Genomic DNA, 9,255 nt, shown 5'->3' with positions numbered 1-9,255 from the left:
CATCTTTGTTGCACTTGACTTGACAATTAGGGTTTTTAAAACTTTATAGAAAATGCCTAGTAATCAGGGTGTTTTTTCAGTATTTTCCGAATATTCCCTACAAATTATGGTATAATTTAGGGTGTAAAACAGTCTAAAAAGAGGTTTTTATGGAACATTCGACATGGCACAAGCTTCTGAAAGAGGAACTGCCAGATCATTATTTTTCAAAGATAAATCAGTTTATGGATCAGGTTTATAGTCAGGGAACGGTTTATCCGCCACGTGAAAAGGTTTTTAATGCCTTGTTGGAGACTCCATTTGAAGAAGTGCGGGTGGTAATTCTTGGTCAGGACCCTTATCATGGGCCTCATCAAGCACAAGGACTATCCTTCTCAGTACCTGATAGCCTTCCTGCTCCTCCGTCTTTAAAAAATATTCTTAAGGAGTTAGAGGAAGATTTGGGTCCTAGACCCTTTCATGATTTAACTTCATGGGCTGAGCAAGGGGTGCTTTTGCTTAATGCCTGTCTGACAGTTCCAGCTGGTCAAGCAAATGGGCACGCCGGTCAGGTTTGGGAACCTTTTACAGATGCTGTGATTAAGGTTCTCAATCAAAAGGATACTCCTGTTGTCTTTATACTTTGGGGTGGCTATGCTCGTAAGAAGAAAGCTCTGGTTACCAATCCAAAGCATGCCATTATTGAGAGTGCCCATCCGAGTCCCTTGTCGGCCTATCGTGGTTTTTTTGGCAGCAGGCCTTTTTCAAAAGCCAATGCTTACCTTGTATCTCAAGGCCAATCCCCAATTGATTGGTTGAAGTAAAATAGAAAGTTGGAAGATTATGTTACTGATTAAAAATGGTCGTGTTGTAGACCCTAAGTCTGGTTTGGATACGCAAGCTGATGTTCTTGTTGATGGTAAAAAAGTCGTTAAGATTGCGGAAAACATCGAAGCTGGAGATGCTCAAGTCATCGATGCGACTGGTCTTGTGGTTGCTCCTGGTTTGGTAGATATCCATGTTCATTTCCGTGAGCCAGGTCAAACCCACAAAGAAGACATTCATACTGGTGCCTTAGCAGCGGCTGCAGGTGGTTTTACAACAGTTGTTATGATGGCTAACACTAATCCAACGATTTCAGACAAGGAAACCTTGGAGGAGGTCTTGACTTCAGCAGCTAAGGAAAATATCCATGTTAAGTCTGTTGCGACTATTACAAAGAACTTTGATGGTGAAAACATCACTGATTTTAAGGGCTTGCTTGAGGCCGGTGCTGTCGGATTCTCAGATGATGGTATTCCATTGACCAATGCTGGTATTGTCAAAAAAGCCATGGAGCTAGCTAAGGAGAATAATACCTTTATCAGTCTTCACGAGGAGGATCCTGATCTAAATGGTATTCTCGGTTTCAATGAAAATATTGCTAAAAAAGAATTCCATATTTGTGGGGCAACTGGTGTAGCTGAGTACAGTATGATTGCGCGTGATGTCATGATTGCTTATGATACACAAGCACATGTTCATATTCAACACTTGTCAAAAGCTGAATCTGTAAAAGTGGTTGAATTTGCCCAAAAACTTGGAGCGCAAGTTACTGCCGAAGTGGCACCGCAGCATTTCTCTAAGACTGAAGACCTCTTGCTCTCAAAAGGTGCTAATGCCAAGATGAACCCACCACTTCGTTTGGAATCTGACCGTCAGGCCGTTATCGAAGGGTTGAAATCTGGAGTCATCTCAGTTATTGCCACAGACCACGCACCACACCATGCCGATGAAAAGAATGTCGATGATGTGACTAAAGCACCATCAGGAATGACTGGTCTTGAAACGTCTCTATCTCTTGGATTGACCTACTTGGTTGAAGCGGGTCACTTAAGCTTGACAGAACTCTTGAAAGTAATGACTAGCAACCCATCTGATCTTTATGGCTTCGATGCCGGTTATTTGGCTGAAAATGGACCAGCTGACCTTGTAATCTTTGCGGACAAGGAAAAACGTCAGGTCACAGCAGACTTTAAGTCTAAGGCGGCTAATTCACCATTTGTAGGCGAAGAGCTTACTGGCAGTGTTAAATACACTATCTGTGACGGTGAGATTGTTTATCAAGCCTAAATAAGGGATCAGAGCAGGGCACATCGAGACACTTGGTGTTGCACCTGCTTTTTTAATCTTTGAAGGAGCAAAATGATGAAAAAGATACTGAAAGGTCTTGTTAAATATGTTACTTTAACTGTTTTGTTAGTCTGTTTTCTGCCATTGTCTTTGCATCACGTCAAAGCTGATGAGGTAGAGTATAGTCTCCCTTCCTATGTTGGTCATCTTTCAATTCATGATGATGGTAATGCGACATTTATTCAGGAAGTGACTTATGATTTTGATAGTGATTATAAAGGTCAGTATGTAACTCTGGGGAAAATTGGTGGCTATTCTATTATGGATGATCCCAAGGTTTCAGCAACTGTAAATGGGAAAGAAAAAACAGATATTACAGTTGAAAAAACAGACTCCTATGAAGGTGTTAAACTCAAAGTTTATAATTCAGGTTCAGATGGTGATAGGGTTGTCCTCAAAGTTACTTGGCAGATTCAACACCTATTGAATCTATATTCAGATATTGCAGTTTTAAATTGGTTTCCTATTTCTGATTGGGATAAAGGATTTGGACAAGTTGACTTCACAGTTGATGGTCTGGATGCAAGTCAAGGAGAGCTTTATGCCCACACCGGCTATTTCGGAAAAGACCCACAGGTTAAGCGTACTTCTACAGGTTATCAGGTTCATGTAGACAATTTTCCATCTTCAGGTAAATTGGAATTACACGCCTACTGGCCGATGACGAGTGCTTTACGAGAAAATAATCAGGCTTATTTATTAAATAAGACGAATATGGCAGACTTTCTAAAAAAAGAAGCAGATATCAAGGAATCTAAAGAAAAGTTTCGACATCTATTTTATGTCATTTTGCCACTTGTGATTTTAAGCTTTGTTCTTATTGGTATCTTCTGTTACCTCATTGTCCTTTATAGTACTAGGACGCCTTCTTTCCCTCGAGATGCCCGTCTTTATGAAGCCCCTCAAGATTTAGCACCTTTGGTTCTAGCCAAGAATGTTTATAATCAGTCGTTCGACAAAACAGGTCTAAAAGAAGAAACGGGTCCTTTGAAGTTCAAATATATGGTGCAAGCTACCATCATTGATTTGATTGATAGAGGTCATCTCACCTATAGACAAGAAGGTGATAGTAATATTCTTACACGTATTGAAAAGGAAGGTCTCTCTTCATTTGAAGTGTCTTTCTTGGATATGTTGTTTGATGGTCGCATAGAAATTAGAGATACGGAAATGTTCTCGCGCTATTATCTTGATAAAGATGGCCTAGAAAAACAATTTAGGAGTGCTAGAACAAGCTATGAGCGTGAAGCAATACGTTCCCAAGGAAAACGTGTCAAATATCAATTCACTAATGACGGCTATCAAGTAGCAAAAGGCGTAGAAAAAGAGGAATTTGCGCTTGGACTTCCTAAAATTTATAGAGATTTTAGTCCGAAAGAAAAGACATTTAACATATTGGGAGTAGCAGCTTTGGTACTTTCAATGGTGCTTTGTATTCTTTCAACCTTGTTCTTATTTGCTGCCTTTGGATCAGGACTAGGTTTTTACTATATTCTTGGTCTTCTACCTATAGCAGGAGTTACCATTTTATTCTGGTACTTAGTGAAAAGACGTCGTCAGAGATGTCTTGATGCAACTCAAATTTCAACCTATTACCAGTGGCATAGCTTTAAAAATATGATTAAGAGTATTCCTAGTTTTAAAGAATCCGAACTAGAATCTGTTATCCTTTGGAATCGTATCTTGGTTTATGCGACACTCTATGGACAGGCGAAAAAAGTTAGTGATGTGTTAAAACGTTACAACATCCACCTCAGCAATCCATCTCTAGATGAGTTTACTTATTCAGCAGCACCGTTTATCATGATGAATAATGTCAATTATCTAGAATCTTACGTTTCTGCCTCAGATAGCGTAAGTAGCTTCTCTATCAATTCGAACAGTGGTAGTGGCGGCTTTGGAGGCGGTGGCTTCTCTGGTGGTGGCGGAGGAGGCGGAGGCGGTGCCTTCTAAGCTACACTAGTCGGAGTTTACTATTTGTAGAGACACTCAGTCTATATGATTTTGGGTGTCTTTTTGTATGTCGAAGAATTATCTTCGTTCAAAAATGCTAGGAAGTTTGAGAGTGAAGAGATAAAAAGCAACAAAAAAAGAGCCACCGGCTCTTTTTCAATATCATCTTAATAACCAGGTTCAAAGATTTCAATTATTTGAGTCAGATAACCTGCATGTAAACCGATACGATAGTCAACATTTGGCAAAGTCTTAACCAAATCATTCAGTTCTTTATCTTTGCTAACCTTATCAGCCAAAACTGGTAATTCAACGACAAGGAGTTGCGAGTGATCTAGTTGGAGGTAACTACTGTTGACCTTGATGTCAGGACGAAGTAGTTTAAATATCGCTTTATCCGAAGCTTGGAGCAGTTGATATAAATCTAAGTCAGGTAAAGGAATCTCACCAAACTGAGGACTGATATTAATGGAGATATCGACATGCGACGCTCTCATTTCCAAAATACGATTTGAAAGAAAACTTGCTATTATTGGATTGCTAAGCTTATCCAAGTGTTCTTGAGTCTCTGGATTACCAATGCTAGCATTGTCCGTTTTATAAATTTCAAGTAGGCTAGTAGCTTTGGCGGTATCTTCATTTTCCAAGGCAAGAGAAACGTCCTTGAGATTTTTTTTGAATAGGTCGAAGGATTTTTGCTTTTGCGTGATAATTTGGATAAAGGATTTGCTGTAGTTAGTCATAGTTCCCAACAATTTATGACGTTCTTTGTTCAGCCTATCAATAGATTGTTGGTGGATAGCCTGGTTCCAATTGTAAAAATCCCATAGTAGTAGAGCAATATATAGAACAAAGATAACAGAACTATTAGCATTGACCTTGAAAATTATTTCAAATAAATTTTTAGGGTCATTGGCTGTTGGAAGAATGCTGTTAAGACCATGGATAACAGTAAAGAAGACATAATAGACAGCAAGGAAGGCAGTGCTTCGCAACCAGTTACGTCTAGCCCAAGCCTCGTCAAGACTACTCATCTGACTTAGGTCTACAGCGAAGATTTTAAGCATTAGGTAAATGATTAATGGAGCTAAGATGTAGGTCAAGATATGTAAGTTAGTGTCGAGGGTAATATCACCTTTGATATGTAAGACGTGAGGGAGAATGACAATTGAAAGTAGTCGTGTAGCCATATCAAAAAGGATAGTTGGATAAAAAGCGTAAAGCAATCGATGATAGAAAGAACGCTCTTTGACAAGGGCCAAATCAGCAACAAGGAAGAAAAGAGGATCTATAACGATTTTTACGAGACTAAAATAGGATGCTGCAGCTACATAGGACAAAAATAGAAGTAAGAGGTGTCCTCGCAGTGGCTTAACCTTAGACATAGTCTGGTAGAGGTACCAAATAGAAATGAAACTAACAGCCTGTAAGAGAGGATTGATAATATTAGTAATCATTGTAACCTCCTTTTGTCATGTCAATCTCGATTTGTAAGCGGTAAATACCAGCACGTGTATTTGAAACAATGTTAACGTTTGGATATGTGGATAGGATGCTGTTGACGCGTTTTAGTTCGGGATCAGAGAAATCAGATGTAATGGCAGAATCTTCTTTAGTGCTTGAACTTTCAACGACAAAGTGTTGACTATCCTCATCTTTAAAATAAGCATAGCTAAGGTATTTCTGTTCACTATCTTGTGCTTGGACAATGACATGATCCAAGATCGTTGAAAGGCTATATACCCAATCTAAAGGATAAATAGGATAAACGGTAATGGGTTCTGGGACCTCCATACTAACCCAAACATCCAATTCTTTTGCCTTTAGGAATTTAGCTTCAAAGATGACTCGCAAATCAGGAAGTTTAATATTTTCAAGTTTATCTCGATAAAAATGATCAATCTTCTTATCTAATGGATTCGGAGTCAGCAAGTAGTCAATTAACTCCTGAGCTTCCTCGTTTTGTTTGAAACGGATGATATCGTAGAGATTTTCAGCTTCGTCCTTGATAAAGAGCTCTTGGCTAGTCTTTTTCTGGTACCAAGTATTGATGTTCTGGCTTGATTTTTGAAGAAGCTGAGAATGTTCCTCTTGAGCTTCTTGTGTTTGTGCACTGAGGTCCTTTCTATAGAGATTAACCTGTCCAGATAGAATCAGAGCTGTAATAATAAGAAAGGCAATAGTAAAGTGAATGTTTGTTGAAAGAAGTTCAGAAGCAAAGTAGATAAAGGCTAGGCCACAAAGGGCGACAGAGGTTGATTTGTACCAAGGTCTCGCTTTATCAATTTGCATCATTCGAGAGTAGTCCACTTGAAGAAGGGCACTTTGGGCAAACCATAGTAAAAACGCAAGAAAAAGTATAAATGGACCAGCATAATAATAATCTAGGACAGAAGGGAAAAAGATTGGAATAATCAGGAAAATGACCAGTCTCACCATTAAGGCAAAGGTGAAAGGTATAAAGAAAGTCTCCAAAATGGTATGTCTCAGATTTTTGTAAGATTTGTTAGCTAGAAGAAGTACAAGTCCAATAAAACCGGATTTTGGAAAGGAAATACCAAAATAACTAGAGGCAAAAATTGCTAAACCTGCTAAAATAAGAATCCAGTATCTAAGGGGTCTCTGTGTGGTCACTTTGAAGATAACAATTTGTAAAATAAAAGCTATACATGCCGTAAGCCCGTGAACGATGACGTCACTCAATGTCCAATATTCTCCTATTCGGGTAAAATCTATACAATTATATCATAATGCGCTTAAAAAAAGCATACGGATTGCCTATAAGTGATAAGGTTGTAAGGCTTTTCATCTTTCAAGCATATTTCTTGCTCATTAAGTTTTTTTAACCTATCCTAGATGTATAGAAAAATTTCGATAGAGGAGATCGATATGGTAAAACTTTCTAAAGAGACACATCTTGAGATGTTCACTAAAATGGAACGTATTCGTGAATTTGATTCACGTATTAATAAATTGGTTCGTCGTGGTTTTGTTCAAGGGATGACTCACTTTTCAGTTGGTGAGGAAGCAGCCAACGTTGGTGCTGTTCAACACTTGAGCTATGACGATATCTTCTTTTCAAATCACCGTGGTCACGGACAATCTATCGCCCAAGACATGGATTTGAATAAAATGATGGCAGAACTTGCTGGTAAAGCAACCGGTGTTTCTAAGGGCCGTGGTGGTTCTATGCACTTGGCAGACTTTAAAAAAGGTAACTATGGTACTAATGGTATCGTTGGTGGTGGTTACGCTCTTGCCGTAGGTGCAGCCCTCACTCAGCAATACAAAAAAACAGGAAACATTGTTGTGGCATTCTCTGGAGATGGCGCAACCAACGAAGGTTCATTCCATGAGTCAGTCAATATGGCAGCTACTTGGAAATTACCTGTTATCTTCTTTATCATCAATAACCGTTATGGTATCTCAATGGATATCCATAAGGCTACAAATACACCTCACCTTTATACACGTGCGGAAGCTTATGGCATTCCTGGTTTCTACTGTGAAGATGGTAACGATGTTTTGGCTGTATATGAAACAATGGGCAAGGCTGTTGAGCATGTCCGTGGTGGCAATGGTCCTGCTATCGTTGAGGTAGAATCTTACCGTTGGTTCGGTCACTCAACTGCCGATGCGGGTGTTTACCGTACTAAGGAAGAAGTTGACGAGTGGAAGAACAATAACGACCCTATTATTAAATACCGTGACTATCTCGTTGCTGAAAATATCGCAAGCGCTGAAGAGTTAGATGCTATCCAAAGCCAAGTTAAGGCAGAGGTTGATGCAGCTTATGAGTTCGCCCAAAATAGCCCAGATCCAGAACTTTCAGTTGCCTTTGAAGATGTATGGATAGACTAAAGAGAAAGGTTGAGGAATACAAGTATGAGTGAAACAAAATTGATGGCCTTGCGTGAGGCAGTAAACCTTGCTATGAGCGAGGAAATGCGTAAAGACGAAAATATCTTCCTTATGGGTGAAGATGTCGGTATCTATGGTGGTGACTTCGGTACATCAGTTGGTATGTTGGCAGAGTTTGGTGAGAAACGTGTTAAAGATACACCAATTTCAGAAGCAGCTATCGCTGGTGCAGCTGTTGGGTCTGCCATTACAGGTCTTCGTCCAATCGTTGACTTGACTTTCATGGACTTCATCACGATTGCCCTTGACGCTATCGTTAATAATGGTGCAAAAAACAACTACATGTTTGGTGGTGGTTTGAAGACTCCTGTAACCTTCCGTGTAGCTTCTGGTTCAGGGATTGGTTCTGCGGCACAGCACTCACAATCTCTTGAGTCATGGTTGACTCACATTCCAGGGATTAAAGTGGTTGCTCCAGGTAATGCTAACGACGCTAAAGGTCTTTTGAAATCTGCTATTCAAGACAATAACATTGTTATCTTCATGGAACCAAAAGCACTTTACGGTAAAAAAGAGGAAGTGACACAAGACCCTGATTTCTACATTCCACTTGGAAAAGGTGAAATCAAGCGTGAAGGAACTGACCTTACTATTGTCACATATGGTCGTATGTTGGAACGTGTTCTTAAGGCTGCTGAAGAAGTGGCTGAACAAGGTATTAATGTTGAGGTTGTTGACCCACGCACGCTTATCCCACTTGATAAGGAATTGATTTTCGAGTCAGTTAAGAAGACTGGTAAACTTATGTTGGTCAATGATGCTTATAAGACAGGTGGATTCATCGGTGAGATTGCTGCTATGGTTACAGAAAGTGAAGCTTTTGATTACCTTGACCACCCAATTGTACGTTTGGCAAGTGAAGATGTGCCTGTACCTTATGCGCGTGTCTTGGAACAAGCGGTTCTTCCAGATGTTGAAAAGATTAAGGCTGCAATTATCAAGATGGCCAATAAAGGAAACTAACTTTCTAGCGATGGTTAAGTGATATTTCTCGCTAGTAAAATGTGTTTCTTGTTTTAACTGTGGGAGTATCGGAAATTATAATTTAAAGTAGAAAGGAGAGGGCGTTAAAGCGTTTGAGTCAATTTGAACTCGAACGAAATGCTTCGGAATTTAGATAGTTTTACTGGTGTGCAAGCACACTAACGTAAAACTCCTAAAATTCTGTCGTATTTTAGCGTTCTTAGTATCATAAAATATGGCTTTTGAGATTATTATGCCTAAGCTTGG

Annotated in this window: 7 protein-coding genes; 5 read left to right on the top strand and 2 right to left on the bottom strand. The window is 39.5% G+C overall.

From position 1 onward, the window contains the following. The first annotated feature begins 149 nt into the window (after positions 1 to 149). The 3 genes from HMPREF2877_RS06115 (at position 150) to HMPREF2877_RS06105 (ending at position 4,104) form a co-directional block, all read left to right on the top strand. Positions 150 to 803, top strand: coding sequence for a uracil-DNA glycosylase (locus HMPREF2877_RS06115; RefSeq protein WP_004182560.1), 654 nt, complete (start codon positions 150 to 152; stop codon positions 801 to 803). Between the two features lie 19 nt (positions 804 to 822). Next, positions 823 to 2,091, top strand: coding sequence for a dihydroorotase (locus HMPREF2877_RS06110; protein WP_064520684.1), 1,269 nt, complete (start codon positions 823 to 825; stop codon positions 2,089 to 2,091). A 75-nt stretch (positions 2,092 to 2,166) separates the two neighbouring features. Then, complete coding sequence (locus tag HMPREF2877_RS06105; RefSeq protein WP_070579176.1) at positions 2,167 to 4,104, top strand: DUF2207 domain-containing protein; 1,938 nt, start codon at positions 2,167 to 2,169, stop codon at positions 4,102 to 4,104. Between the two features lie 167 nt (positions 4,105 to 4,271). Here the strand turns inward: HMPREF2877_RS06105 and HMPREF2877_RS06100 are convergent, their stop codons facing one another. Next, on the bottom strand, positions 4,272 to 5,561 hold the full coding sequence (locus tag HMPREF2877_RS06100; RefSeq protein WP_004182557.1) for a hypothetical protein: 1,290 nt from the start codon (positions 5,559 to 5,561) through the stop codon (positions 4,272 to 4,274). Then, positions 5,551 to 6,807 (bottom strand): ATP-binding protein, encoded by a 1,257-nt coding sequence (locus HMPREF2877_RS06095; protein ID WP_004182556.1) that lies wholly within the window; start codon positions 6,805 to 6,807, stop codon positions 5,551 to 5,553. The genes HMPREF2877_RS06100 and HMPREF2877_RS06095 overlap by 11 nt, the downstream gene beginning before the upstream one ends. 186 nt (positions 6,808 to 6,993) lie before the next feature. On the opposite strand from HMPREF2877_RS06095, the gene HMPREF2877_RS06090 reads away from it, so the two are divergent. Together HMPREF2877_RS06090 and HMPREF2877_RS06085 are read left to right on the top strand one after the other, a co-directional pair. Then, positions 6,994 to 7,965 carry a thiamine pyrophosphate-dependent dehydrogenase E1 component subunit alpha gene (locus HMPREF2877_RS06090; RefSeq protein WP_070579173.1) on the top strand — a complete coding sequence of 324 codons (972 nt, stop codon included), beginning with the start codon at positions 6,994 to 6,996 and terminating at the stop codon, positions 7,963 to 7,965. Between the two features lie 24 nt (positions 7,966 to 7,989). Next, the gene (locus tag HMPREF2877_RS06085) at positions 7,990 to 8,988 is read left to right on the top strand and encodes an alpha-ketoacid dehydrogenase subunit beta (RefSeq protein ID WP_013990622.1); all 999 of its coding nucleotides are present in this window, start codon (positions 7,990 to 7,992) and stop codon (positions 8,986 to 8,988) included. Positions 8,989 to 9,255 lie beyond the last annotated feature (267 nt).

Source organism: Streptococcus sp. HMSC072D03 (assembly GCF_001812855.1).
Classification (GTDB): Bacteria; Bacillota; Bacilli; order Lactobacillales; family Streptococcaceae; genus Streptococcus; species Streptococcus salivarius_D.
This window is presented reverse-complemented; position numbering and strand designations above follow the sequence as displayed.

Coding starts and splice junctions, on each gene's coding strand:
- HMPREF2877_RS06090 (WP_070579173.1), top strand. CDS start 6,994: ATGGTAAAACTTTCTAAAGAGACACATCTTGAGATGTTCACTAAAATG.
- HMPREF2877_RS06110 (WP_064520684.1), top strand. CDS start 823: ATGTTACTGATTAAAAATGGTCGTGTTGTAGACCCTAAGTCTGGTTTG.
- HMPREF2877_RS06085 (WP_013990622.1), top strand. CDS start 7,990: ATGAGTGAAACAAAATTGATGGCCTTGCGTGAGGCAGTAAACCTTGCT.
- HMPREF2877_RS06100 (WP_004182557.1), bottom strand. CDS start 5,561: ATGATTACTAATATTATCAATCCTCTCTTACAGGCTGTTAGTTTCATT.
- HMPREF2877_RS06105 (WP_070579176.1), top strand. CDS start 2,167: ATGAAAAAGATACTGAAAGGTCTTGTTAAATATGTTACTTTAACTGTT.
- HMPREF2877_RS06115 (WP_004182560.1), top strand. CDS start 150: ATGGAACATTCGACATGGCACAAGCTTCTGAAAGAGGAACTGCCAGAT.